The organism is Staphylococcus sp. EG-SA-14 (assembly GCF_017151935.1).
Taxonomy (GTDB): Bacteria; Bacillota; Bacilli; order Staphylococcales; family Staphylococcaceae; genus Staphylococcus; species Staphylococcus aureus.
Genome location: NZ_JACVZM010000007.1, coordinates 13,580 through 39,577 on the forward strand (window position 1 = coordinate 13,580; position 25,998 = coordinate 39,577).

Genomic DNA, 25,998 nt, shown 5'->3' on the forward strand with positions numbered 1-25,998 from the left:
GGAATGTTTAAAAAACTACTTCATCTGTCCGACTTAATATTGAATATAAAAAACACGCATCCTACGACACGTGTAAAAATGATTATTCTTTTGAGTCAATTCGACTCCAACCTTTTTTAGTTAAAGTGATTTTACCTGTTTCTATATTAATAATCTTCTGTTTATATAAGTGACCGATTGCACGTTTGAATGAACCTTTACTCATATTGAATACTTCTTTAATCGCTTCAGGGCTTGATTTGTCCCAGAATGGTAATTCACCATCATATTCAACTAGTAAATCAAAGATGACTTGGCCGTCATCGTCTAAACGTTCATGTGCAAGTGGTAAAAATGAACCATTTAACTCACCTTTATCATTATGCCCGATAATTCTAACTTGAACAGATTCACCTAATCTTGGTTCAGCTTTACGTTCTGATTCATGTACGAAAATTTTGTAACCTGATTCGCTTAATAAGAAGCTACCAATTCGTAATACGCGGTAAGGTTTGGCTTCAATGACTTCGTTTTTTAAATTATCATCGTGTACAGGTGTAAACATATTTTCTACAACAGATTCACTCGCTAAACGTCCATACATATGATTCTCACGGTCAATTCGTAATGTAACTAGCAAATGATCACCAGGTTGTGGCCATAGTGATTTCACTTTTGGTAAATCTTCCCATGGTACTAACACTTCACGGGGTAAACCAACATCTATACGTGCCCCATCGCGATCCGTTTTAAGTACTTTAGCAAAATCATATTTATCTTTCGTAATATCAGGCATATTTTGAGTTGCAAATAATTCACCTGAACGGTTTGGATAAATGAAGAAACTATATTCTTCACCTACTTCTAATTCATCATCATCGTTCATTTCTGATTGGTTTAACTTTACGTTTTCACCGTTTGGTCCTTTTAAAAGGTAAGTTGAGCCTTGTAACCCTACTACTTCAAGGAATTCTATAGAACCTACTATATCTTTGTCTAATGCCATGTTATTCTCCTTCGATTCTTGTATTCTTTATTATTATAACATGTGTGAGTCATTCTATCATTACAACTTATATGAGGTCGAAACTGTGACGATAATATGATATAATTCTTCCGTTAGAATATCGAATGAAAAAAAGGAGAAAATGCATGTTACAAGTAACTGATGTGAGTTTACGTTTTGGAGATCGTAAACTATTTGAAGATGTAAATATTAAATTTACAGAAGGTAATTGTTATGGATTAATTGGTGCGAATGGTGCAGGTAAATCAACATTCTTAAAAATATTATCTGGTGAATTAGATTCTCAAACAGGACATGTTTCATTAGGTAAAAATGAACGTCTAGCTGTTTTAAAACAGGACCACTATGCTTATGAAGATGAACGCGTGCTTGATGTTGTAATTAAAGGTCACGAACGTCTTTATGAGGTTATGAAAGAAAAAGATGAAATCTATATGAAGCCAGATTTCAGTGATGAAGATGGTATCCGTGCTGCTGAACTTGAAGGTGAATTTGCAGAAATGAATGGTTGGAATGCTGAAGCTGATGCTGCTAACCTTTTATCTGGTTTAGGTATCGATCCAACTTTACACGATAAAAAAATGGCTGAATTAGAAAACAACCAAAAAATTAAAGTATTATTAGCGCAAAGTTTATTCGGTGAACCAGACGTACTATTACTGGATGAGCCTACTAACGGTCTGGATATTCCAGCAATCAGTTGGTTAGAAGATTTCTTAATTAACTTTGATAATACTGTTATCGTAGTATCACATGACCGTCATTTCTTAAATAATGTATGTACTCATATCGCTGATTTAGACTTTGGTAAAATTAAAGTTTATGTTGGTAACTATGATTTTTGGTATCAATCTAGTCAGTTAGCTCAAAAGATGGCTCAAGAACAAAACAAGAAAAAAGAAGAAAAAATGAAAGAGTTACAGGACTTTATTGCTCGTTTCTCAGCTAACGCTTCTAAATCTAAACAAGCAACAAGTCGTAAAAAACAACTTGAGAAAATTGAATTAGATGATATTCAACCATCATCAAGAAGATATCCTTTCGTTAAATTCACGCCTGAGCGTGAGATTGGTAACGACTTATTAATTGTTCAAAATCTTTCTAAAACAATTGACGGCGAAAAAGTATTAGATAATGTATCATTCACAATGAATCCAAATGATAAAGCGATTTTAATTGGAGATAGTGAAATTGCAAAAACAACATTACTTAAAATATTAGCTGGCGAAATGGAACCAGACGAAGGTTCATTTAAATGGGGTGTTACTACATCATTAAGTTACTTCCCTAAAGATAACTCAGAGTTCTTTGAGGGTGTAAATATGAATCTCGTTGATTGGTTAAGACAATATGCTCCTGAAGATGAACAAACAGAAACATTTTTACGTGGTTTCTTAGGTCGTATGTTATTTAGTGGTGAAGAAGTTAAGAAAAAAGCTAGTGTGCTTTCAGGTGGAGAAAAAGTACGTTGTATGCTAAGTAAAATGATGTTATCAAGTGCGAATGTACTTTTACTTGACGAACCTACTAACCACTTAGACTTAGAAAGTATTACTGCTGTAAATGATGGTCTTAAATCATTTAAAGGTTCTATCATCTTTACTTCTTATGACTTCGAATTTATCAACACGATTGCAAACCGTGTTATCGATTTAAATAAACAAGGCGGCGTTTCAAAAGAAATTCCATATGAAGAATACTTGCAAGAAATCGGCGTTTTAAAATAAACATAATATGTAGAATTTCTTTTCGAAAATCTCTGTGTTGAGGCCCGACCAACTTGCACATTATTGTAAGTTGGCTTACTGTCACCTTCTATATTGGGACTTATTCCGCAACTTGTATTGTTTGTAGAAATTAGGAATCCAATTTCTCTATGTGTGGCACCGACAAGGATTGAAAAAAGCTAGCTACAAAGTCATTTTCATTCAGTCAACTACTGTCAATATAACATTGCAGGGCCTAGGGCATTGATTCATATCCGAGACTATATTCAATTTAATAGACATTAACTGGGCGTCTCGATGCTAATATTTATAGCATCGAGGTGTCCTTTTTATTTTATTTTTTAACACATCAGCACAGTGAACACCCCTTCTCTAAATTACAAATACAGTTATCACCGCATTAAAAGAGTACATTTATTTAATGTGCATATTGAGTATGCTATAAGTATTTTGAATTTTATTTTTCAAAAAGTCTCATTATCACCACCTTTTAAAATATAAGCAACGCTATAACTTGAATTTTCAGGTTATTCCAAAAAATCTAAATTATCGGTTTACATTCATATTTGTCATATGTATAATGAACACATACCAATTTAATAATATTTTGATGAGGCGCATCAATCATGAGTAAAGTTTAGATTACTGTCTGCTAACAGCTAAATTTGAAAGGGTGCGATGCCGAAGCAATTATAATAGCAGTTATAATTTGTTGGACTTTTTGGTTAAGAGCTGAGAGTTTGTCATTATTTAAAAATAATGGAGTGCATCACTTGTATATAGATTAAGAGCAAGTTCGCATTCCGAACTTGTTCTTTTTTTATTATTGTGTGCCCTTCCTAACAATTAGGAGGATTATATGGTAACAAGAAGTGTGTTGAAATTTGGCGGATCATCCGTCAGTGATTTTACAAAAATAAAAAGGATCGCTGAAATGTTAAAGGAGCGAGTCAATCAAGATGAACAATTAATTGTCGTTGTAAGTGCTATGGGTAACACAACAGATCAATTAATGACGAATGTATCGACCTTGACTAAAGCACCAAAACAACAAGAACTGGCATTATTATTGACAACCGGAGAGCAACAAACTGTATCTTATTTATCAATGGTATTAAATGATATCGGTGTGAATGCCAAAGCAATGACTGGCTATCAAGCAGGTATTAAAACCATTGGCCATCATTTAAAAAGTAAAATTGCTCAAATTAATCCTCAAACATTTGAACAAGCCTTTCAAGAAAACGATATTTTAGTAGTTGCTGGATTTCAAGGCATCAATGAACATCAGGAATTAACAACTTTAGGCAGAGGTGGTTCTGATACGACCGCTGTGGCACTTGCTGTTAGTAATCAAATACCTTGTGAAATTTATACCGACGTTGATGGTGTGTATGCCACTGACCCAAGACTTTTACCAAAGGCTAAACGACTAGACATCGTCTCATATGAAGAAATGATGGAAATGAGCGCTTTAGGTGCTGGTGTACTTGAAACAAGAAGTGTTGAATTAGCTAAAAACTATAATATCCCTTTATATTTAGGAAAAACTTTATCGAACGTGAAAGGAGCATGGATTATGGCAAATGAAGAAATATTAGAGAAAAAAGCAGTTACTGGTGTGGCTTTGGATAAACATATGATGCATGTAACAATTAGTTATCCCCTACCTGACAATCAGCTACTTACCCAACTATTTACGGAACTTGAAGAAGGTGCTGTAAATGTTGATATGATTTCACAAATCGTCAACTTGGATGGACTACAACTATCCTTCACGATTAAAGATAGTGATTTTCATCAAATTTCTATGATTCTTGAAACATTAAAGAATCAATATGAAGCATTAGCTTATAAAATCAATGAGCATTATGTCAAAATTTCATTAATTGGCTCAGGCATGCGTGATATGTCAGGTGTGGCATCAAAAGCATTTTTGACATTAATTGAAAATAATATACCTTTCTACCAAACAACAACATCTGAAATAAGTATTTCATACGTCATTGATGATTTTAATGGGCAACAAGCGGTAGAAAAACTATATGACGCATTTAACATTTAATGGTAAAATGATTGTTAAAATATTCTAAAAATTGGAAATTATTATAAAATGGAGTGACAAGTTATGACAAAGTTAGCAGTTGTGGGTGCAACAGGATTAGTAGGTACAAAAATGTTGGAGACATTAAATCGTAAAAATATTCCTTTCGATGAATTAGTATTATTTTCATCAGCACGTTCTGCAGGGCAAGAAGTTGAATTTCAAGAAAAAACATATACAGTACAAGAATTAACTGATGCTCGTGCTAGTGAACATTTCGATTATGTATTAATGAGTGCTGGTGGCGGTACAAGCGAACACTTTGCCCCACTCTTTGAAAAAGCTGGTGCAATCGTTATAGACAATTCAAGTCAATGGCGTATGGCAGAAGATATTGATTTAATCGTTCCGGAAGTCAATGAACCTACATTTACAAGAGGTATCATTGCCAATCCAAACTGCTCTACGATTCAATCTGTTGTGCCATTAAAAGTATTGCAAGATGCTTATGGTTTAAAACGAGTGGCATATACAACATATCAAGCTGTATCAGGTTCAGGGATGAAAGGTAAGAAAGATTTAGCTGAAGGTGTAAATGGTAAAGCACCAGAAGCATATCCACATCCAATTTATAATAATGTGTTACCGCATATTGATGTGTTTTTAGAAAACGGATATACAAAAGAAGAACAAAAAATGATTGATGAGACGAGAAAAATTTTAAATGCGCCAGACTTAAAAGTAACAGCAACATGCGCACGTGTGCCTGTTCAAGATAGTCATAGTGTTGAAATTGATGTAACGCTTGACAAAGAAACGACAGCAGAAGATATTAAAGCGTTATTTGATCAAGATGACCGCGTTGTTTTAGTAGACAATCCAGAGAACAATGAATATCCAATGGCAATCAATTCCACTAATAAAGATGAAGTGTTTGTTGGCCGTATACGTAGAGATGATTCATTAGAAAATACTTTCCATGTATGGTGTACATCAGACAATTTATTAAAAGGTGCTGCATTAAATGCTGTACAAGTATTGGAACAAGTTATGCGTTTAAAAGGAGCGAATTAAAATGACACATTTATTTGAGGGTGTTGGCGTTGCACTTACAACCCCTTTTACAAATAACAAAGTTAATCTTGAAGCTTTGAATGCACACGTTAATTTTTTACTAGAAAATAATGCCCAAGCAATCATCGTTAATGGAACTACTGCTGAGAGCTCTACTTTAACAACAGATGAAAAAGAACTTATTCTAAAAACAGTTATTGATCTTGTAGATAAACGTGTTCCTGTCATAGCTGGAACTGGAACTAATGATACTGAAAAGTCAATCCAAGCTTCATTCCAAGCTAAAGCCTTAGGGGCTGATGCAATTATGTTAATTACGCCCTACTACAACAAAACGAATCAACGTGGTTTAGTCAAACACTTTGAAGCGATTGCAGATGCTGTGAAATTACCAGTCGTGCTGTACAATGTTCCTTCAAGAACGAACATGACAATTGAACCAGAAACTGTAGAAATATTAAGTCAACATCCTTATATAGTTGCTTTAAAAGATGCTACGAATGATTTTGAGTATTTAGAAGAAGTGAAAAAGCGAATTGATACAAATTCATTTGCATTATATAGTGGCAATGATGACAACGTCGTTGAATACTATCAACGTGGCGGTCAAGGGGTTATCTCTGTTATTGCCAATGTCATTCCTAAAGAATTTCAAGCGTTATACGATGCTCAACAAAGTGGATTAGATATTCAAGATCAATTTAAACCAATCGGCACACTGTTATCAGCCCTATCAGTTGATATTAACCCAATTCCTATTAAAGCTTTAACAAGTTATTTAGGATTTGGAAATTATGAATTACGTTTACCATTGGTTAGCCTAGAAGATACAGATACTAAAGTGCTTCGTGAAGCATATGACACATTTAAAGCGGGTGAAAATGAGTGAAAATATTACTAATTGGCTATGGTGCAATGAATCAACGCGTTGCTAGATTAGCAGAAGAAAAAGGACATGAAATCGTTGGGGTCATTGAAAATACACCGAAAGCAACAACGCCATATCAACAATATCAACATATTGCAGATGTTAAAGATGCCGATGTTGCAATAGATTTTTCAAATCCAAATCTGCTTTTCCCTTTATTAGATGAAGAGTTTCATTTGCCATTAGTTGTGGCAACAACTGGCGAGAAAGAAAAACTACTTAATAAGTTAGATGAATTGAGTCAAAATATACCTGTATTTTTCAGCGCGAACATGAGTTATGGCGTTCATGCACTGACTAAAATTTTAGCAGCTGCTGTTCCCCTACTTGATGAATTCGACATCGAATTAACTGAGGCACATCATAATAAAAAAGTAGATGCACCAAGTGGTACGTTAGAAAAATTGTATGATGTGATCGTATCTTTGAAAGAAAATGTAACACCTGTGTATGATAGACATGAATTAAATGAAAAACGCCAGCCACAAGATATTGGTATACATTCTATTCGTGGAGGTACGATTGTCGGTGAACATGAAGTTCTATTTGCTGGCACTGATGAAACGATTCAAATCACGCATCGTGCACAATCAAAAGATATTTTTGCGAATGGTGCAATACAAGCAGCAGAACGCTTAGTTAATAAACCAAACGGCTTTTATACGTTTGACAACTTATAAACATATTAAAGGAGATTGATTATTTTATGGTACAACATTTAACAGCTGAAGAAATTATTCAATATATAAGTGATGCTAAAAAGTCTACACCAATAAAAGTATATTTAAATGGTAATTTTGAAGGCATCACATATCCAGAAAGTTTTAAAGTATTTGGTTCAGAACAATCTAAAGTAATCTTTTGTGAAGCGGATGATTGGAAACCTTTTTACGAAGCATATGGTAGTCAATTCGAAGATATAGAAATTGAAATGGATCGTCGCAATTCTGCCATTCCATTAAAAGACTTAACAAATACGAATGCACGAATTGAACCAGGTGCGTTTATTAGAGAACAAGCCATTATTGAAGATGGTGCTGTCGTTATGATGGGCGCAACAATTAATATTGGCGCAGTCGTTGGCGAAGGTACAATGATTGATATGAATGCTACTCTCGGTGGTCGTGCTACAACTGGTAAAAATGTACATGTAGGGGCTGGCGCAGTATTAGCAGGTGTGATTGAACCCCCTAGTGCATCACCGGTTATAATCGAGGATGATGTATTAATCGGTGCAAATGCAGTTATTTTAGAAGGTGTACGTGTTGGTAAAGGTGCTATTGTTGCAGCTGGCGCGATTGTGACACAAGATGTACCAGCTGGTGCAGTTGTTGCTGGTACACCTGCAAAAGTGATTAAGCAAGCTTCTGAAGTACAAGATACTAAAAAAGAGATTGTAGCAGCATTAAGAAAACTGAATGACTAGTGACGTCAACGTATAATAATTTCAAGGTTGAGATACGATTATGTCTCAACCTTATTGTTTATCATTGAATAAACTTATGATCACAAATTTCGAAATACGTTACACTATTTATATAGTAATTTAACACAAAGGATTGATAATTATGAATGAATTAGAATTTGTTACGAAACATCGCCGTCATTTACATCAACATCCTGAATTAAGCTTACATGAATTTGAAACAACTGCTTATATTAAAGCGTTTTTAGATAGTTTAAATATTAAATACGATTGCCCATTGGAAACTGGCGTCATTGCATACTTAGAAGGTAATGGCTCACATACGATAGCGTATAGAGCTGATATTGATGCGTTACCTATTTTAGAGGAAAATGATGTGCCTTATCGCAGTCAATCTGATCATGTGATGCATGCTTGTGGACATGATGGTCATACAACTGCATTAATGCTTTTTGTACAACGTTGCAAAGACATGCAAGATGCAGGTCAATTACCGCAAAATGTCGTTTTCATTTTCCAACCTGCAGAAGAAACTGGTGGCGGTGCAAATCGATTAATAAAAGCCGGTGCCTTTGATAAGTATCCAATTGAAGCGGTATTTGGTATTCATGTTAACCCATTTGCTGATGAAGGCATTGCAGTGATAAGAGATGAAGAAATTACGGCCAGCGCAACAGAGTATCGCTTTTTCTTAACAGGCCTGTCAAGTCATGTTGCTGATAAAGAACAAGGTCATTCATGTGGTGAAGCATTACAACATGTATTAACTCAAATATCACAAATTCAACAATTTCACCTTAACGGTTTGAAACGAAATATTGTTCATATTGGTCATTTTAAAGCTGGTGAAGCGATTAATACTGTACCAAGTAATGGTTATTTAGAAGGTACAATTCGTACATATGATATTGATGATTTAACAATCGTTAAAAATCAAATGCACAAGATAGCAGAAAGTGTCAAGCTTCTGTTTAATGTAGATTGTGAAGTTAAATTTGCAGAAGGTTATCCCCCTACAATCAATAGTCCGAAATTACGTACTCAAATAGAGGACGCCTTAATAAAAGCTGATTTAAATGTCTATGACAAACCAACGCCATTCTTATTTGGGGAAGATTTTAGTTTTTATGGTCAACAACTAGCTCCAGCTTACTTTGTTTTTATAGGAACACGAAATGAAGATAAAGGTTTTGTAACTGGTTTGCACACATCACATTTAAATTTTGATGAAAAAGTGTTAATAAACGTGGTTAATTTTTACGAAAATTTATTAAATAATTACAAAGAGGTGTAATACATTGACAGCAACATGGTCTGTAAATAAGAAAATATTTTTACAAAATGCAATCACAGTCAAAAACAATCAGCCATTAATGGCAGTTGTTAAAAATAATGCATATCACTATGACCTAGAATTTGCTGTAACTCAGTTTATCCATGCAGGTATAGATACATTTAGCACAACATCACTACGAGAAGCAATTCAAATTAGACAACTTGCTCCAGATGCAACAATCTTTTTAATGAATGCAGTTTACGAGTTTGATTTAGTCCGTGAACATCAAATACACATGACTTTGCCGTCGTTGACATATTACTATAACCATAAAAATGATTTAGCAGGTATTCATGTTCACTTAGAATTTGAAAATTTATTACATCGGTCTGGATTTAAAGATTTAAACGAAATTAAAGAAGTATTGAAAGATCACCATCATAATCAAAATGCAAAAATGATTATTAGTGGTTTATGGACCCATTTTGGATATGCTGATGAATTCGATGTGTCAGATTATAATGTTGAACGTTCACAATGGATGGAAATTGTTGAAGCACTTTTATCTGAAGGTTATCAGTTCGACCTAATCCATGCTCAAAATAGTGCGAGTTTTTATCGGGAAGGACAAATATTACTACCCCACCATACACATGCGCGTGTAGGTATTGCGTTATACGGTTCAAGACCATATAGTTCACTGAATCAACATGATATAGTTCAGTCATTAACTGTAAAAGCACATGTTATTCAAGTGCGCGAAGTACATGCTGGTGATTATTGCGGTTATAGCTTTGCCTTTGAAGTGACTAAAAACAATACAAAATTAGCTGTAATTGATATCGGTTATGGCGATGGAATTTTAAGAACTCGTGCTAAACATGAAGCACTTATCAATGGTAAACGCTACCCGATACGTGCATTAATGATGAGCCATATGTTTGTTGAAGTAGATGGCAATGTACATGCACAAGATGAAGTTATTCTTTATAATAATGATATCCGCATCGATGAATATACCTTTAAAGGTGTTGGTGCAAATTCTGAACAATTAAGTGCTATGAATCATGATTCTTTAAAAAAGGAGTACATTTCAAATGACTGTTAAATATAATCAAAATGGCGAATTAACAATGGATGGTATTAGTTTAAAAACGATTGCACAAAGCTTTGGTACACCTACCATTGTTTATGATGAGCTACAAATTAGAGAACAGATGCGCCGTTACCATCGCGCATTTAAAGATAGTGGATTAAAATACAATATTTCATACGCCTCAAAGGCATTTACTTGCATTCAAATGGTCAAACTTGTAGCTGAGGAAGATTTACAGTTAGATGTTGTTTCTGAAGGTGAATTATATACAGCTTTAGAAGCAGGTTTTGAACCGAGTCGCATCCATTTCCATGGTAACAATAAAACGAAACATGAAATTAGGTATGCTTTAGAAAATAATATCGGTTATTTTGTTATAGATTCATTAGAAGAAATTGAATTAATAGACCGCTATGCTAATGATACGGTTCAAGTTGTATTACGAGTTAATCCAGGTGTTGAAGCACATACACACGAATTTATTCAAACTGGGCAAGAAGATAGTAAGTTTGGATTATCAATTCAATATGGCTTAGCTAAAAAAGCAATTGACAAAGTCCAACAATCTAAACACTTAAAATTAAAAGGTGTACATTGTCATATTGGTTCACAGATTGAAGGTACAGAAGCATTTATTGAAACTGCTAAAATTGTTTTACGTTGGCTTAAAGAGCAAGGCATTCAAGTTGAATTATTAAACCTTGGTGGTGGCTTTGGTATTAAATATGTTGAAGGTGACGAAAGTTTCCCTATCGAAAGTGGTATTAAAGATATTACAGACGCAATAAAATCCGAAATTAAAGTTCTAGGTATAGATGCACCAGAAATAGGTATTGAACCGGGACGATCAATTGTAGGTGAAGCTGGCGTTACTTTATATGAAGTTGGAACCATTAAAGAAATTCCAGAGATTAATAAATATGTTTCAATCGATGGCGGTATGAGTGATCATATCAGAACTGCACTTTATGACGCAAAGTATCAAGCATTGCTTGTTAATAGAAATGAAGAAGCAGATGACAGTGTAACTATAGCTGGAAAATTATGTGAGTCTGGTGATATCATTATTAAAGACGCTAAATTACCTTCATCAGTCAAACGTGGAGACTATCTTGCTATATTATCAACTGGTGCATATCATTACTCTATGGCATCCAATTACAATCAAATGCAAAAGCCTTCTGTGTTTTTCTTAAAAGATGGCAAAGCACGTGAAGTTATAAAGCGACAATCGTTAAGACAACTCATTATTAATGATACAAAATAAAAATAAACAAAGTAATCCCCGAAGCACAGAAAATTATACTGTGACTCGGGGAATTTTTATGCATTATAGATGACTGTAGAAAACATGCTTGGACATATACTCTAAAAAAGGAAGAACAGCACATTTTTAGTTAGAAAGTATTTATTTCTTTTTGTCATTAATCCTTTATATTTAGTTAGCCCTATTCAACTAATTTAAAGCATCATATACATACCACACTTTAAACAAGCATCATGAAATTAGATTTTATGCTTTACTTGCTTTTTCAAATAATATAAAACGATAAGAATTAACAACAAATATAATGTATAAAACAGAATTTCATCAAATCCAAAATCTTTACTTGTAATTAATACATCAATATCTTCTAATTCCATCATCTCTGCTTTAATATAATTATTAAACTTTGGCAAAGTCATTAAATGTACATTGTAAATATAGTAATAAAAGTCGATAAATATGATGTTAAAAAATATGTATGTTTTATCAATATTAGTTTTGAAAAATAGTATCCCAGAAATCATTATCGGAATCACTAATACAATCATCATTGCTGCTAAAATATTAATATTTAATCCAATTGCAGATAATACACCGAAAACTAATAAATTAGCAACTAAACTAAGGATAAGATATTTCATAAAATCACCTCGTCGTTGTACACCATAATTATATTATATAAATATAATTTTCTATTGCAAACAATGTTGGTGATATAAAAAAAGAGTTCTCAATTTGGCTGAGAAACTCATCGCGTTAAGTATTTGTAATAAGCATATAAAAACACCTTACTTCTTGGTAAGGTGTTAGTTAAAATCAATGATTCAAATCTAAGAATTATAGTTTAACAACGTTTGCAGCTTGTGGACCGCGGTCGCCTTCAACTACTTCAAACTCAACAGCTTGACCTTCTTCTAATGATTTGTAACCATCTTGGTTAATTGCTGAAAAATGTACGAATACGTCATTTTCTCCTTCAACTTCGATAAAGCCGAATCCTTTTTCAGCGTTAAACCATTTAACTGTACCTTGTTTCATAATCTGAAACCTCCAAGACTAAAATTCATTCAATATGCTTATTCGCATATTACAAAAAATACATGCAAATTTCACTCAAATATTCTTTGCAATATGGAATAATCATCTGCTTAACTTGTATTATAGTGCAGTTATTACCAAATTGCAATACAATAATAAAAAATATTCATTTAATCAATTATTGGTAGTTTATAATATACTTCATTATTTTGTAAAACAATGAAACTATAAAATATTTGTAAATCCTCTTCACAATCTTCGCAATAGTTCATGTCACAATTATTATAAAATGCATAAATATTATATTTGCCTGTGACATAATTATCGAACTGAACTTTACATTGATTAATCAATTGTTGATAGTGCTTAAACATGTCATCAAAATCTTGATATTGATATTTTTCAACAATGTTTTCTGGCCAGTCACTGAATAACCACCATCCCTCATAATCGGCTCTAATTTTGGTAACTGTCCACATTATTAAAGACCCCTTCCATACTTCAAAAACTCTATACTTATTTTTATACCTTTATCCTCTGAAAATCAAGTTTGACGACTTGAAACAAACAAAGTAGTAACTATAGTAATTATTAGTTTTTTTAAGTAAAACTACGTATAATAACATTATGAGGTGGTAAAAATGAGACATATACATTTACAAGTATTCGGACGCGTTCAAGGCGTCGGATTTAGATATTTTACACAACGCATTGCAATGAACTATAACATTGTCGGTACTGTTCAAAATGTAGATGACTATGTAGAGATATATGCACAAGGGGATGACGCAGATATAGAGAGATTTATTCAAGGTGTAATTGAAGGTGCCTCACCAGCATCAAATGTAACAAGCCATCAACTTGAAGAGTTAGAACTAAATCAAAAATTATCGGATTTTCGATCAATATAAAATGCTAAATAAAGGAAGATGACAGTGAGATATAATATTTCTCATATATTTGGGGTGTTAGTGGGAATTCCTGTAGCGTTTTTAACAAGCATATTTGGGATGATTGCACTTGATGTATCTTTTTTAATTGATATGTCTATTGGTATTGTTGGCTTTTTAATGACATACCTACCGATACAAAAACTCACTTCACGCAAATATTTAAACGAAATTGGTTTGACTAGAAAAGACTATCGCTATATTCGAAATCAGTTAAATCATACACACCAAAAACTTAGAGGTATTTTAAAAACGTATGTCAATATAAGATCAATTAAAGATTTTAGGCAGATTAATGATATATACCAAATTTCACGTTCTATTTATACGACAGTTAGACAGAGACCTGCATCATTTTATAAAGTTGAAGGCTTTTTTTATTCTCATATTGATAATGCTTTAAATTTGGTTGATGCATATACACGTCTAGCAAAAATGCCCAAAAAATCAATTAATGAACAGCAAAAGTTAGAACAAACACGAATTACTTTGGATGAGGTCAAACGAACATTAATCGCTGATTTAAAGCGTCTCAACGAAGATGATTATGAACGTTTAGATATTGAAATGGAATTAAATAAGTTACATCAAAAACATCATCAAGATTGATGTAAAATAGCAACTATTGGAGAGATGATTGATGACTGAAAATAAAAGTTTCAAAGAAAGCCATCCACTAGATGATTTTATAAGCGATAAAGAATTATCGAATACTACTATTCAAAAAGAAAAGTTAACAATTGAACAACAAAAACAGGTAGACACAATCAGTAAACAAATTAACCCTTTAGACAATGAAGGTTTATTAGCGTTTGGTTCTGATTTACAGAAACAAATGTCTCAATTTTCACATCAAATGTTGGATGAAGTACAAAGTAAAGATGTTGGTCCTATTGGAGATACTTTGTCAGATCTAATGTCAAAACTAAAGTCAGTTAATCCAAATGAGTTAAATACTGATAAACCATCTATGTTAAAAAGAATTTTTAGCAGAGCAAAGTCGTCTATCAATGAAATCTTTTCAAGAATGCAATCAGTTAGTGCTCAAGTCGATCGCATAACGATTCAACTGCAGAAACATCAAACACATTTAACAAGAGATATTGAATTATTAGATACGCTATATGATAAAAACAAACAATACTTTGATGACTTATCATTGCATATCATTGCTGCACAGCAAAAAAAGTTGCAATTAGAAAATGAAAAGCTACCACAATTGCAACAGCAAGCGCAGCAATCCACTAATCAAATGGATATTCAACAAGTTGCAGATATGCAGCAATTTATAGATAGACTAGATAAACGCATATATGACTTACAGCTTTCAAGACAAATAGCTTTGCAAACTGCGCCACAAATTCGTATGATTCAAAATGTTAATCAAGCACTTGCCGAGAAGATACAAAGTTCAATTTTGACAAGTATTCCACTATGGAAAAATCAAATGGCCATTGCGCTTACATTAATGAGACAGCGTAATGCAGTTGCTGCACAACGAGCTGTCACTGATACAACTAATGATTTATTAACAGCAAATGCTGAAATGTTGAAACAAAATGCGATTGAAACTGCAACAGAAAATGAGCGTGGCATTGTTGACCTTGATACATTGAAACGTACACAGCGTAACATTATTGAGACAATTGAAGAAACATTAATTATTCAACAACACGGTCGCGAAGAACGACAATTAGCTGAAAAAGAATTACAACAATTAGAACAAGATTTAAAGTCACATTTAGTGAACATCAAAGGACCGAATAAACAATCATAAATTACGAATTAGATATAACAAAAAGGAAGCATCCTACGATTAAATTGGAGATGCTTCCTTTTATATTATTCGTTATTCCTGTTGATATTTAATTGGATCTTGTTTTACAAATATGCCGACTAGATAGCCTAATATCGTTGCAATAATTGCTACTGGGAACCACTCTAAAGAATACGCTCTTAGAGGCAATGATTCTATAAAGTTAATTTTCAGCCAACCTAACTTACTAATAACACTGAAAATCGACAATATAAATACGATAATAACTGGAATTTGTTGTGAAATGCGTTTTGTCGGTATGAATTTGGCAATTAAAATTAATAATACAACAGTTATTGCTACTGGGTATACAATGCTTAATACCGGAATTGACATTGAGATAACAGCATTTAAACCTTGGTTAGCAATAATAAAACTCATTAAAATGAAAACTAATACAAATGCTTTGTATGATACTTTAGGTACGATTCTATGGAAATATTCAGAAACTGCAACAATAAGCCCGCATGCTGTAGTTAGACATGCCAGCGCCACAATGATGCCCAATAAATATTTTCCGAATGAACCAAATCCTGTTGAAGCCATTGTCGTTAATAAATATGTCCCAATGTTTCGATCTTTGGATTTCAATTGATCTAACGTCATGTCACTTACTGGCATATGATTACCAATATAACCTAATGAAATATATATGAAAATTAAAGCTACGGCTGCAATTAAACCAGCAGTCAAAGTTTGTTTGAATATTTGATTTGTTTTAGTAATGCCTGTTAGTTTTACTGCATTAACAACAATCATTGAAAAAGCAATTGCTGCAATGGCATCCATTGTTAAATAGCCTTGTGTAAAGCCTTCAGCAAAACTTGAAAAATTAGAATGATATAGTGCTTCATTGCCCTTTCCAGCACTATTACCGCTAAAGTCTAAGTATCCTTTAATAATCATCGCTAAAATAGTAATCAATAATAATGGTGTTAATAATGAACCAATACGATCGATTAACTTAGATGGATTTAAACAAATATACAAAACGACTATGAAGTAGATAATCGTAAATATAAATAAAGCGATACTACTATTGCTATGTATAATTGGTGTAATTGTCATTTCAAAAGATGTAGATGCAGTTCTAGGTATTGCGAAAAGTGGTCCTATAGTCAAATAAATGATGATTAAGAACAATATTGAAAATTTAGGTGAAATTTTATTTAATGCGCCAATATATCCTTCTTTATCAAGTGCACCTACAATCACACCTAATAATGGTAAACCAATCCCAGTTAGAACAAACGCTAAAATGGCGGGCCAGAAAAATTGACCACTATCCAATCCGAGATTAGGAGGAAAAATTAGATTGCCTGCGCCAAAAAACATAGCGAAGAGCGTAAACCCAATGACCCATGTATTTTTATTCATAGAGTTACTCCTTTTTTTTAAACACGAAATAATTTACAAGTAAATATTTTAGCACAAAAAATAATAAAGAGTCTATATGAAATATGTTGTACATAGCAGAAACAAAACACATGTGTTGTTTAAATCAAATTATGCCAGAAAATAAAATTCTTCAAATTTACTTTTTAAATAGTAACTGATGACTTTTATTCACAATTTCATATAAACTCATATTTTAAACTTATTTATAAAGATTTAAGTAGTAATTTTTTTAATAATGGAGAGAGATGTCCAGGTAAATGCGCAACACCTTCAACGAAAATAGCATATTGACCATAAATATTATGAATTGTTTGTTCAACATCTTCAGTTATTGGATCTTGACTCAAAAATACATTAAATACTTCAATACCAAATTTACGTGACATTTCTACAGCTTCATACGTATCAATAATACCATCTTGACTATAATTAAATGCAGACGGTTCGCCGTCTGAAAATACGATTAAAAATCGTTGATGTTGATTTCGACGCATTAATCGTTCACTTGCAACTCTAATAGCAACACCATCACGATTATCATCTTGAGGTTCAAGTGCCATAATACGTGGGCCATCTTTTTCAAAGGTTGAGTAATCATAGTTAATAATTTCATTAATGATATTTGGTTGTGCATGATCGTCTGAATCAAAGGCATCCTCACTGAATGATAAAATTTCATGTTTAATGTTCAATGCTTTTAACGTCTCGTGGAATAACACTACACCTTTCTTCGTTTCAGCCATTTTATCATGCATACTTGCTGACGCATCAATTAACAATGTAAACGTCGCATCAAATGATTTACTTAAATCTTGTTTTTTGTAAAACAATTTATATTGATCGTCGATAAACCAATTAATTAAATCCTTTTGTAATCGTCCTTTTGTTAAATTAAAACGTGCATCTCGCTGTTCTCGTTCAATCGTTTTCTTTATAATTTGAATTAAGTCTTTGATTTCATATTGTACGTCTTGTTTCGATTCTTGATATTCTAAAACATATTGTGGCTCAATTTCAGGAATTTGCCATTTTATTTCTACATTTTTGTTCACACCATCAAGTTGAAATGCTTGGCTTTGACCAACAGCCTCGCCTTCTTCACGATTTAGCGTATCGTTTGAACCTTTGCCCTTTTTGGTCATCATATCAGTCATATCATCTGTAGCATCGCCTTCACGTGCTTCATCATTACCCAATGTTTCACTATTTTGTCCTTCGTGAAGTTCCATTTCTAAATAGGCGCCACCTTTTGACTCACTATCTGCAGATTTAGAGTCAGCTTTTTCACTTTCGTTATCATCATCTTCTGAAGTATCATCTTGCCCATCGACTTGACTTGCATCAGTTCTCTTTAAATCATCAAACTCTGGACTAGCTAATGTATTATATAGTGTTTTAGGTAAGTAATAATATTCGTTTAGCATATCTTCTTTTAAAATATCATCTACTTGATACATAATTCTTTGAGCCAGATACATATTATCTTCAGAATTTTGATTTTGGAAAAAATTAGGTAAATATAAGAACATATTAACTACAATATCATCTAAATCTGAATGTATAGATGGTATATCAAAGAAATCTTGGCTTAAAAATGCATGTTCTAAATACAAAAATAATAAATCTGTATATTGTGTTTTAGTACGATACACTTTAATTTGAGATTCCGTATATGATATACGTGTATCTAAGCGAAGATCAATTAATTTAGCAGTACTTGGGCGCTCAACTTTAATAGAATTTAATACGCGCATATCTTCTAATAATTTAAAAAGTTGTTGATAAAATTTAGGGTGTTTAAAAGTTTTATCTTGTACTACTTCATTTACAATTTGTACATCCATCATATGATAACCGTAAGCAGCTAACATAACATCTGTTTTTAAACCAGCCATTTCGATATGGCTTGGTCGATGTGACCAAAACCAACTCGTAATCAAAACATTTTGAACAGGATTATAGTAAGGGAATTTTTGGATTTTAACTTGTGTTTGTTCATTTTTTAATAAGAGTCGAGCTAAGTCTTGCAACATCATTACTTGCTTGGCATCTAACTGTTCGTCGTTAAATTTTATGAAACGATCACTCATGTTTTATCCCTCTTTAAAAGTTTAGTTCTACAGCATTATATATTGCTTGTTGTTCACGTTCATCTTCCAATTTATCAATAATTGTACGTTTAATTGCACGTTCAACTGGCATTACAGTGATTAAATCACACAAGTCTAATAATGCACGGATACTAGCGGCTTCTTCAGAAATTTGTCCCTGCTTAGACATAGTACGTAAATCTTCATTAAACTTAATAATTTGTTCGATTTGTTTATCATCTTGTAATAAACTTTGCTCTTTAATCACATTTTTTAAAATGTCCCCATCAATATAATCAACGTGAATAACAACAAAGCGATTTTTTAGTGCTTCATTCATTGGCAAAGTACCAACATAACCTTCATTTATCGCTGCTATAACGTTAAATCCTGGTACAGCTTTGATTACTTCACCAGTGTATGGATTCGTAATTTGACGACGATAATCTAAGACCCCATTTAATACAGGCAATGTTTCAGGTTTAGCCATATTTATTTCATCAATATATAAAATATGCCCCTCTTTCATAGCTTTAATAACTGGACCATCTACAAAGACAATTTCTTGTTGACCTTCCGCATTTGTTTTAATTGTTTTAAAGCCTAATAAGCTTTCTGTATCTAAATCAACAGAACAATTGACTTGATGCATGGGTGTATCAACAACTTCACTTAATGTTTCTGCCAACTTTGTTTTCCCTGAACCTGTTGGACCTTTAAGTAAAATATTTTTATTTAAATCAAATAATGCCTTCGCATCATTGAAAACTGTTGAATCTGAATTCTTATAATGTTTTAGTGCCATTTTAAAACGTTCTCCTTTAAATAAATTAAAAAACTAAGACATGGAATAAGTTCTTCAAATGCCTTAGTTTACTATTCTATTCTGATATAAAACGCAATACTTAGTATGCGAATTGTTTATATTTTACCAAATTTACTAATTGAAAATCTCATATTAGGCTTCATTTCAATAATTATGCGTTTAAACTTCTTTGAAATATGTTTTATAGTAACCGCCAACTAATCCAGAATTATCTATTATTTGATAATATTCTTCAGTTTCGTTGATAACATCATATTGTTTGCCAACCGTTAACATGTCAGAAACTGTAAATTTCTTTGCATCTGTATTAATGACTTCTACTTTCTTGATTGGTGTACGTTCTTTCCAAGTTTCATGTAACATAAATTTTGTCCTCACTATCGTAAAAAAATTATTTTTGTAAAGTGAATATAAACGATAATCCACTGTTTTCAGTAATTCTAATTGATTCAATATCATCTTGCTCAAGCGTTTGATATGGTATTTCCACTTCATCTAAGCGCGATTTCGCTTGATTAAAGAAATCTGCATCTTTCGTTTCAAACTCAACTTGATCGACTGCGCCATATTCCGGCATTGTCATTTCGGTTTCTACAGGCATTAAATGTATTTCGCCACCTAGACCACCCGTTCCAATTTTGAATACTTGGACATGATAGTCAGCATTGTCGAAGGGTTGGTATTCTGCAAATACTTCAAGTCCGAATATATTTGTTAAAATTTGACCTGTAATATCTACATGATTCACTTTAAGAATCACTGGTCCTAAACCTTGCACTTGATGTAAAGGATTGACCGCACTCTCAAAAGAAGGCATACCTAAACCAACGCCATAATTATTCTCGTTTGAATATATTGAGAAAATATGACCATTGTTATCTTCGAGACTGAAATATTTATTGCCATTTAATTCTTTAACTGTTGTAAATGGAATATCCTTATTCGATAATATTTCCGCATACTCCTCTAAACCTGAGTCAGTTGGTGTACGTAATCCAATACCCACAAAGTGAGATTCTTCTAATTGCTCACTTGGAACTTGTATAAATTGAAGTCTTGTTCCTGGGCTTATATCTGCATCGCCGAAACGAATTGAGTTTTCAAGAAGTTCTTCATAATTTAATCCTAATATGTCAACCATGAAATGTTTTGTCTGTTCTATATTTGTTGTACCTAATGTTATACTTCTAAGTCCACACATTATAGCCACCTCTATCTTTATCTTTACTATTATATTATAACTTATTTTAATCATAAATTATAGAATATCGGTCAGTTGATTTTGATTATAGATTAATATGTGAAAAATGTATTTCTTTAAAAGAACTATTTCATTTAAATAGGTAACATAATATTGTTATGGTTGCTATTGAGTGTGTCATTAATGAGTATCTGTATATAGCAATTGCATATTTCGTTTTTTGTAGTACATAAAAAACATATATATGTCGTGTCCATAAAGTGAATTTACATCTTGTTCAGATGATTTTAAATTAACTAAAGGCGCTTATAGAATTCATAAATTTCATCGCTTGTTATTATCTAAAATGATTTCATTAGCATATTGTAACACGCTATTCTACCTATATTTCTGTTGTGAGTCTATTTCAATAGAAATGATATATTTTTTAAGTAGTCAAAATTAAACTCACATTTTAATACGAAGCATTATAAAAATAAAGTACAGCAGTAAGATATTTCGACTAGAAAATAATCTTACTGCTGTTTGTTATTGATTTGATCCCGTTTTTAGGAATAGTAAACTATTTTGTGTTGTGGATTAAGATTCTAATAATAAGTCTTCTGGGTTTTCAATTAATTCTTTAATTGTTTTTAAGAATCCAACTGCTTCTTTACCGTCAATAATTCTATGATCATAGCTTAATGCAATATACATCATTGGACGATTTTCGATTGTATCTTGATCAATCGCAATTGGTCTTGTAATAATTGAATGCATGCCTAAGATTGCAGCTTGATTACCATTGATAATTGGCGTACTCATCATTGATCCAAAAATACCGCCATTTGTAATCGTAAATGAACCATTAACCATATCATCTAAGCCAAGTTTTTTCTCTCGTGCTTTAACTGCTAAATTAGCAATTTCTGCTTCGATTTCTGCAAAATTCTTTTTATCACAATCTCTTACAAATGGTACTAATAATCCATCATCTGTAGAAACAGCTACACCAATATCATAATATTGTTTCGTAATCATGTCGTCGCCGTCGATTTCTGCATTAACTTCTGGATACTTTTTCAAAGCTGCTACAGAAGCTTTAGTAAAGAATGACATAAATCCTAATTTAGTACCATCATGATCTTTCATAAATTGTTCTTTCTTACGTTTACGCAATTCCATAACATTTGTCATGTCAACTTCGTTAACTGTTGTTAACATAGCTGTATTATTAGATACCTCTAATAATTTTTTGGCAGCTGTTTTCTTTCTGCGTGACATTTTTTCACGAATCACTGGTTTTGTAGGATATTGATTGTATTTTTTCTCTTCTTTTGCAGATGCTTGTTGTGTTGTTTGTGTTGATGCCGGTGCCTGTTGTTTCTTATCAATATCTTCTTTACGAACCACATCATTTGTTTTCGGACTTACTTCAGCAAGATTCACACCATTTTCACGAGCATATCGACGCGCAGAAGGCGTAGCATTAATACGTTGCTGATTGTCATCATTTGCTTGATTGACTTCAGCTTTATCTACCGAATTATTTGTTGTTTCTTCTTTTTTATTATTTGTTTCTTCATTTTGTTGTGGAGTATTGTCGTTACTATTTTCTTTAGAAGCATTGCCACTACCTTCGCCGATGATAGCAATTGCTTGTCCAACTTCTACAGTGTCGCCTTCACTTGCAAGTTGTTCAGATAATACACCTGCTTCTTCAGATACAACTTCGACATTAACTTTATCAGTTTCTAATTCAAGAATAGCTTCACCTTTTTCTACGCTATCCCCTACGTTTTTCAACCATTCTGCAATGGTACCTTCTGTAATAGATTCTGCTAATTCTGGAACTTTAACCTCTGGCATGACTTATTTCCCCCTAGTTATTTTTTAATGCATTTTCTATAATTTTATTTTGAACAAGTTTATGAATTTCTCCATCGCCTTCAGCTGGAGCAGCCCTTTGAATTCTGCCATGATAACTTAAATCATATTTATCTGCAACGAGCACTTTAACATATGGATAGACATATAACCATGCACCTTGATTTTTAGGTTCTTCTTGTACCCATGACACTTCTTCAAGGTTTGGCAATTGTGCTAGTAATGCTTCAATCTCTTCCTCTGGGAATGGATACAATCTTTCGATCGCAACGAGTAATACTGATTCGTCTGGATTTTTAGCTAATGCTTCTTTTAAATCAATGAACATTTTACCAGTTGCTAAAATAACTTTTGTAACCTTATCCGCTTGATATGATTCTGTCAAAATTGGCTCAAATCCACCAGAAGTAAATTCATCAATTGGTTTTGCAACTGTTTTATTTCTCAGCAAGCTTTTTGGCGACATAACAACCAATGGTCGCATTTGTTCAGAATCTAAACTAGCCGCTTGTGCACGCAATAAGTGGAAATAATTACTTGAACTAGATAAGTTGACAACTGTGCAATTATTTTCAGCAGCTAATTGTAAAAACCTCTCTAATCTTGCTGATGAATGTTCAGGACCTTGACCCTCATATGCATGAGGTAAGAATAATGTTAATCCTGAACGTTCTCCCCATTTTGAGCGAGAACTGAATAAGAAGTTGTCAAAAATCATTTGTGACATATTTGCAAAATCACCATATTGCGCTTCCCAAATATTGAAGCTTTTTTTGTTTTCCACATTATAGCCGTATTCAAAACCAACTACTGCTGCTTCTGAAAGCGGAGAATTGTGTATATCAAATGTCGCTTTTTGATCAGGAACATGATGTAAAGGTGTATATGTTTCACCTGTTTGCTCATCATGTAACACGGCATGCCTATGACTGAATGTACCACGTTCACTATCTTGACCAGTTAAGCGAATCGGTGTACCATCTTGTAAAATTGTCGCAAATGCAAGTTGTTCTGCTTGTGCCCAATCAACTAAACCATCTTCTTTATTAAACGGCTCATGACGCTTCTCAAGAACTTTGTTTAACTTTTTCAAAATGTTAAAGCCATCCGGATATGTTAACAATGCATCATTTATTTCTTTCAAGTGATCAAAAGTAAATGATTGTTCGTCTGCTTGTAACGGTAATGCAAGATCTGCAGGCTTTTCCATATCTGGATTATCCATTTTATCAGCTTTATTAATTTTATCATGAGCTTGTCTTAGTTCCTTTTGGACTTGTTCTATAAATGAATGCATTTCATCTTCTGAAATGACACCTTCATTAACAAGCTTTTTACCAAACACATATTCAACAGAGTCATGTTTGCGAATATTCTGATAAGGAACTGGATTAGTAATTGATGGTTCATCCATTTCGTTATGTCCGAAACGACGATAACCTACTAAATCAATAACGACGTCTTTATGAAACTCTTTTCTAAATTCCATTGCAATATCAATTGCTTCAATAGTAGCTTCAACGTCATCTGCATTGACATGGAATATTGGCACATCATAACCTTTGGCCACATCTGTAGAATAAGTTGTTGAACGTGCATCAATTGGTTCTGTAGTAAATCCAATTCTATTGTTAGTAATAATATGCAATGAACCACCCGTAGAATAGCCTTTCAAGTTTCCTAAGTTCATTGTTTCGAAGTTAATTCCTTGACCAGGATAAGCAGCATCGCCATGTATAATAATTGGCATTGCTTTATGATGATCAGTCGTCGGAGCCCCAGCTCGTTGTGTATCATCTTGTGCTGCTCTCGTACGCCCCTCAACAACAGGTGCAACAATTTCCAAGTGACTTGGATTGTTAGCCAGTGCAATACGCTGCATTGTACCGTATGAATCAGTAGTTTTAATGCCACCAAGGTGATATTTCACATCACCAGTCCATCCAGCAGTTAACTGCAAGCTACCATCTTCAGGTAAGAATTTCATTGGATCTGTATGCATAAATTCTGAAATCATCATTTCGTACGGTTTTTCTAAGACATGCGTTAAAACGTTTAAACGTCCACGGTGAGCCATGCCTATTTGTATATTTTTAATACCTTCTTTCGCAGCAATCGTAATAGTACGTTGTAACATCGGTACAAGTGCGTCTACCCCTTCAATTGAAAAACGCTTTGCACCAACGAAGTTTTTATGAAGATATTTTTCAAACCCTTCAACATACGCTAATTGTTTGAATAGTGCCCTTTTTTCGTTATTATTTAACGTTACTTTATATGGCGTTTCAATTCTTCTTTTTAACCAACCACGTTCGGTATTGTTATTAATATGTGTATACTCAAATGCAATTGGTCCTTTGTAACGTTTTTCCATTCTTAAAATTGCTTCATAAGCATTATCATAAATGTCGGCAAAGTGATCTGAAACAATTCCTGCTGATATACCTTCCAAAGTCTGTTGATCTAAATCAAAGTCTTCAATCTCTAATTTAGGTACATGTTTCCTTTTTGGAGGATTTACAGGATAAATATCGGCTTTAAGATGCCCGTATTGGCGAATATTATCAATTAAACGCATGACACGCTTAATTGTGCCGTCGCTATTTTGACTACTTGTACTTTTTAAAGCTGGTACAATTGAGTCATCATTCTTAATTGTGCTGAATAAGACTTGTAAATCTTCTGGTACAGATGATGGATCTTGTAAAAAGTCATCATATAGATCTAACATTAGACCTAAATTCGCACCGAAGTTTACAGGAGCCTCTGAAACTTCTTTTCTTTCGTTAGTCATTTTACACCCTCCACAAAAATGTTGAAACGCTTACAATGTAATAATATCACTATTTAGTTATTTGTTAAAGTAGATTTACCTATTTATCTGCTAAAAAGAAGAATCAACAAAAGCGTTGATTCTTCTAGGTTTATAGATGTATTTTATTGTAAATTTTGGGAGTACAACAGAAATG

At 33.0% G+C, this 25,998-nt stretch carries 23 protein-coding genes and 1 riboswitch; of the genes, 12 read left to right on the plus strand and 11 right to left on the minus strand.

The annotated features are described in order from the left end of the window. Positions 1-82: 82 nt before the first annotated feature. Positions 83-985, minus strand: coding sequence for an RNA-binding virulence regulatory protein CvfB (cvfB, locus tag IDG63_RS06090; RefSeq protein ID WP_001162352.1), 903 nt, complete (start codon positions 983-985; stop codon positions 83-85). Positions 986-1,131: 146 nt separating this feature from the next. On the opposite strand from cvfB, the gene IDG63_RS06095 reads away from it, so the two are divergent. From IDG63_RS06095 to lysA, 9 genes are all read left to right on the plus strand, one after another. After that, positions 1,132-2,733 (plus strand): ABC-F family ATP-binding cassette domain-containing protein, encoded by a 1,602-nt coding sequence (locus IDG63_RS06095; protein ID WP_000942303.1) that lies wholly within the window; start codon positions 1,132-1,134, stop codon positions 2,731-2,733. A gap of 602 nt (positions 2,734-3,335) precedes the next feature. Continuing rightward, positions 3,336-3,511, plus strand: a riboswitch (Lysine riboswitch). Between the two features lie 81 nt (positions 3,512-3,592). Next, positions 3,593-4,798, plus strand: coding sequence for an aspartate kinase (locus IDG63_RS06100; RefSeq protein WP_000258713.1), 1,206 nt, complete (start codon positions 3,593-3,595; stop codon positions 4,796-4,798). Between the two features lie 63 nt (positions 4,799-4,861). Next, positions 4,862-5,851, plus strand: a complete 990-nt coding sequence (locus IDG63_RS06105; RefSeq protein ID WP_000163523.1) for an aspartate-semialdehyde dehydrogenase — start codon at positions 4,862-4,864, stop codon at positions 5,849-5,851. 1 nt (position 5,852) lies between these two features. Then, positions 5,853-6,740 (plus strand): 4-hydroxy-tetrahydrodipicolinate synthase, encoded by an 888-nt coding sequence (gene dapA / locus IDG63_RS06110; protein ID WP_070957432.1) that lies wholly within the window; start codon positions 5,853-5,855, stop codon positions 6,738-6,740. Further along, entirely contained in the window at positions 6,737-7,459 is a 723-nt protein-coding gene (gene dapB / locus IDG63_RS06115) for a 4-hydroxy-tetrahydrodipicolinate reductase (RefSeq protein WP_000698229.1), read from the plus strand. The genes dapA and dapB overlap by 4 nt, the downstream gene beginning before the upstream one ends. 26 nt (positions 7,460-7,485) lie before the next feature. Beyond that, positions 7,486-8,205 (plus strand): 2,3,4,5-tetrahydropyridine-2,6-dicarboxylate N-acetyltransferase, encoded by a 720-nt coding sequence (gene dapD / locus IDG63_RS06120; RefSeq protein WP_000249839.1) that lies wholly within the window; start codon positions 7,486-7,488, stop codon positions 8,203-8,205. Between the two features lie 142 nt (positions 8,206-8,347). Next, the gene (locus tag IDG63_RS06125) at positions 8,348-9,499 is read left to right on the plus strand and encodes an amidohydrolase (protein WP_001003793.1); all 1,152 of its coding nucleotides are present in this window, start codon (positions 8,348-8,350) and stop codon (positions 9,497-9,499) included. 4 nt (positions 9,500-9,503) lie between these two features. Further along, positions 9,504-10,589, plus strand: coding sequence for an alanine racemase (locus IDG63_RS06130; protein WP_000127594.1), 1,086 nt, complete (start codon positions 9,504-9,506; stop codon positions 10,587-10,589). After that, positions 10,579-11,844 carry a diaminopimelate decarboxylase gene (gene lysA, locus IDG63_RS06135; RefSeq protein WP_000216946.1) on the plus strand — a complete coding sequence of 422 codons (1,266 nt, stop codon included), beginning with the start codon at positions 10,579-10,581 and terminating at the stop codon, positions 11,842-11,844. The genes IDG63_RS06130 and lysA overlap by 11 nt, the downstream gene beginning before the upstream one ends. Positions 11,845-12,083: 239 nt before the next feature. Here lysA and msaC read toward each other — a convergent pair whose 3' ends face one another. The 3 genes from msaC to msaA form a co-directional block, all read right to left on the minus strand. Then, complete coding sequence (gene msaC / locus IDG63_RS06140; RefSeq protein ID WP_000876201.1) at positions 12,084-12,485, minus strand: sarA expression modulator MsaC; 402 nt, start codon at positions 12,483-12,485, stop codon at positions 12,084-12,086. A 196-nt stretch (positions 12,486-12,681) separates the two neighbouring features. Continuing rightward, a complete protein-coding gene (gene cspA, locus IDG63_RS06145; protein ID WP_000809131.1) occupies positions 12,682-12,882 on the minus strand; it encodes a cold shock protein CspA in 201 nt (66 codons plus the stop codon). A 170-nt stretch (positions 12,883-13,052) separates the two neighbouring features. Beyond that, a complete protein-coding gene (gene msaA, locus IDG63_RS06150; RefSeq protein WP_000269923.1) occupies positions 13,053-13,361 on the minus strand; it encodes a regulatory protein MsaA in 309 nt (102 codons plus the stop codon). Positions 13,362-13,523: 162 nt separating this feature from the next. Between msaA and IDG63_RS06155 the strand changes: the two genes are divergently transcribed. From IDG63_RS06155 to IDG63_RS06165, 3 genes are read left to right on the plus strand one after another with little or no spacing between them, the layout of a single operon-like run. Then, positions 13,524-13,793 (plus strand): acylphosphatase, encoded by a 270-nt coding sequence (locus IDG63_RS06155; protein WP_001215907.1) that lies wholly within the window; start codon positions 13,524-13,526, stop codon positions 13,791-13,793. Positions 13,794-13,811: 18 nt separating this feature from the next. After that, positions 13,812-14,441: a 5-bromo-4-chloroindolyl phosphate hydrolysis family protein gene (locus tag IDG63_RS06160; protein WP_001788788.1), complete on the plus strand. Its 630-nt coding sequence runs from the start codon at positions 13,812-13,814 to the stop codon at positions 14,439-14,441. Between the two features lie 31 nt (positions 14,442-14,472). Further along, positions 14,473-15,609 (plus strand): toxic anion resistance protein, encoded by a 1,137-nt coding sequence (locus tag IDG63_RS06165; RefSeq protein ID WP_000138413.1) that lies wholly within the window; start codon positions 14,473-14,475, stop codon positions 15,607-15,609. Positions 15,610-15,681: 72 nt separating this feature from the next. On the opposite strand, the gene brnQ3 is transcribed toward IDG63_RS06165, so the two are convergent. From brnQ3 to IDG63_RS06200, 7 genes are all read right to left on the minus strand, one after another. Next, a complete protein-coding gene (gene brnQ3 / locus IDG63_RS06170) occupies positions 15,682-17,025 on the minus strand; it encodes a branched-chain amino acid-like transporter carrier protein BrnQ3 (RefSeq protein WP_001039275.1) in 1,344 nt (447 codons plus the stop codon). 224 nt (positions 17,026-17,249) lie between these two features. Then, a complete protein-coding gene (locus IDG63_RS06175) occupies positions 17,250-19,136 on the minus strand; it encodes a nitric oxide reductase activation protein NorD (RefSeq protein WP_001283673.1) in 1,887 nt (628 codons plus the stop codon). Between the two features lie 13 nt (positions 19,137-19,149). After that, on the minus strand, positions 19,150-19,941 hold the full coding sequence (locus tag IDG63_RS06180; protein ID WP_001185421.1) for an ATP-binding protein: 792 nt from the start codon (positions 19,939-19,941) through the stop codon (positions 19,150-19,152). A 180-nt stretch (positions 19,942-20,121) separates the two neighbouring features. Continuing rightward, positions 20,122-20,325, minus strand: a complete 204-nt coding sequence (locus IDG63_RS06185) for a DUF6501 family protein (protein WP_000902175.1) — start codon at positions 20,323-20,325, stop codon at positions 20,122-20,124. A gap of 28 nt (positions 20,326-20,353) precedes the next feature. Further along, entirely contained in the window at positions 20,354-21,163 is an 810-nt protein-coding gene (locus tag IDG63_RS06190) for a VOC family protein (RefSeq protein ID WP_000334516.1), read from the minus strand. A gap of 579 nt (positions 21,164-21,742) precedes the next feature. Beyond that, complete coding sequence (sucB, locus tag IDG63_RS06195) at positions 21,743-23,011, minus strand: dihydrolipoyllysine-residue succinyltransferase (RefSeq protein WP_001115441.1); 1,269 nt, start codon at positions 23,009-23,011, stop codon at positions 21,743-21,745. Positions 23,012-23,024: 13 nt separating this feature from the next. After that, entirely contained in the window at positions 23,025-25,823 is a 2,799-nt protein-coding gene (locus IDG63_RS06200) for a 2-oxoglutarate dehydrogenase E1 component (protein WP_000180666.1), read from the minus strand. Positions 25,824-25,998: the final 175 nt, after the last annotated feature.

Excerpts from the sequence above, each read along its gene's own strand:
- dapD (WP_000249839.1), top strand. The coding sequence starts at position 7,486 with ATGGTACAACATTTAACAGCTGAAGAAATTATTCAATATATAAGTGAT.
- brnQ3 (WP_001039275.1), bottom strand. The coding sequence starts at position 17,025 with ATGAATAAAAATACATGGGTCATTGGGTTTACGCTCTTCGCTATGTTT.
- IDG63_RS06125 (WP_001003793.1), top strand. The coding sequence starts at position 8,348 with ATGAATGAATTAGAATTTGTTACGAAACATCGCCGTCATTTACATCAA.
- IDG63_RS06175 (WP_001283673.1), bottom strand. The coding sequence starts at position 19,136 with ATGAGTGATCGTTTCATAAAATTTAACGACGAACAGTTAGATGCCAAG.
- msaC (WP_000876201.1), bottom strand. The coding sequence starts at position 12,485 with ATGAAATATCTTATCCTTAGTTTAGTTGCTAATTTATTAGTTTTCGGT.
- dapA (WP_070957432.1), top strand. The coding sequence starts at position 5,853 with ATGACACATTTATTTGAGGGTGTTGGCGTTGCACTTACAACCCCTTTT.
- IDG63_RS06100 (WP_000258713.1), top strand. The coding sequence starts at position 3,593 with ATGGTAACAAGAAGTGTGTTGAAATTTGGCGGATCATCCGTCAGTGAT.
- IDG63_RS06095 (WP_000942303.1), top strand. The coding sequence starts at position 1,132 with ATGTTACAAGTAACTGATGTGAGTTTACGTTTTGGAGATCGTAAACTA.
- IDG63_RS06200 (WP_000180666.1), bottom strand. The coding sequence starts at position 25,823 with ATGACTAACGAAAGAAAAGAAGTTTCAGAGGCTCCTGTAAACTTCGGT.
- IDG63_RS06180 (WP_001185421.1), bottom strand. The coding sequence starts at position 19,941 with ATGGCACTAAAACATTATAAGAATTCAGATTCAACAGTTTTCAATGAT.
- cspA (WP_000809131.1), bottom strand. The coding sequence starts at position 12,882 with ATGAAACAAGGTACAGTTAAATGGTTTAACGCTGAAAAAGGATTCGGC.
- msaA (WP_000269923.1), bottom strand. The coding sequence starts at position 13,361 with ATGTGGACAGTTACCAAAATTAGAGCCGATTATGAGGGATGGTGGTTA.
- IDG63_RS06160 (WP_001788788.1), top strand. The coding sequence starts at position 13,812 with ATGACAGTGAGATATAATATTTCTCATATATTTGGGGTGTTAGTGGGA.
- IDG63_RS06190 (WP_000334516.1), bottom strand. The coding sequence starts at position 21,163 with ATGTGTGGACTTAGAAGTATAACATTAGGTACAACAAATATAGAACAG.
- cvfB (WP_001162352.1), bottom strand. The coding sequence starts at position 985 with ATGGCATTAGACAAAGATATAGTAGGTTCTATAGAATTCCTTGAAGTA.
- sucB (WP_001115441.1), bottom strand. The coding sequence starts at position 23,011 with ATGCCAGAGGTTAAAGTTCCAGAATTAGCAGAATCTATTACAGAAGGT.
- IDG63_RS06155 (WP_001215907.1), top strand. The coding sequence starts at position 13,524 with ATGAGACATATACATTTACAAGTATTCGGACGCGTTCAAGGCGTCGGA.
- IDG63_RS06105 (WP_000163523.1), top strand. The coding sequence starts at position 4,862 with ATGACAAAGTTAGCAGTTGTGGGTGCAACAGGATTAGTAGGTACAAAA.
- IDG63_RS06165 (WP_000138413.1), top strand. The coding sequence starts at position 14,473 with ATGACTGAAAATAAAAGTTTCAAAGAAAGCCATCCACTAGATGATTTT.
- IDG63_RS06185 (WP_000902175.1), bottom strand. The coding sequence starts at position 20,325 with ATGTTACATGAAACTTGGAAAGAACGTACACCAATCAAGAAAGTAGAA.
- lysA (WP_000216946.1), top strand. The coding sequence starts at position 10,579 with ATGACTGTTAAATATAATCAAAATGGCGAATTAACAATGGATGGTATT.